The organism is Corallococcus praedator (genome assembly GCF_003612125.1).
GTDB classification, from domain to species: Bacteria; Myxococcota; Myxococcia; order Myxococcales; family Myxococcaceae; genus Corallococcus; species Corallococcus praedator.
Window position 1 is genome coordinate 1 of record NZ_RAWI01001438.1, and the last position, 386, is coordinate 386.

Sequence of the window (386 nt, forward strand, 5' to 3'; positions counted from 1 at the left end):
GTTCTGAGTCAACCAAAAATTTGATGTCTCGTGGTCAACGCGAACGCTTCGGACTGGGAAGTGGAGGTCAAGCACCATATGTAGAGAGATTGTCAGGATCATGTGTATCTATGTACCGAGTCGACCCATTCGAGCACACTCTGATGCCAAGCGAGTTTAGCTAGGTTATCTTCGCATGCTAGTTCTCGCGTGTACCGACCAAGTCATTCTTGCGGCCTACCAGTGCTCGTTGACACATCTGCTCCGCCTTGCGTAGCTTGCCTCGATCGTAGTACAATACGCCAAGTTTGTCGGTCGCATGCAGAGTTGAGACGTGGTCTGATCCGACGACTCTTCCTTCCACGGAACGACGCGTCAATCACAAGTCCGTTCGTACCCAGCTGAGT

The 386-nt window shown here is 51.6% G+C and carries 1 protein-coding gene; it reads right to left on the reverse strand.

Going from position 1 to position 386, the window contains the following annotated elements; translation table 11 throughout:
* Positions 1–178: 178 nt before the first annotated feature.
* A complete protein-coding gene (locus D7Y13_RS49445) occupies positions 179–343 on the reverse strand; it encodes a tetratricopeptide repeat protein (RefSeq protein ID WP_369333617.1) in 165 nt (54 codons plus the stop codon).
* Positions 344–386: the final 43 nt, after the last annotated feature.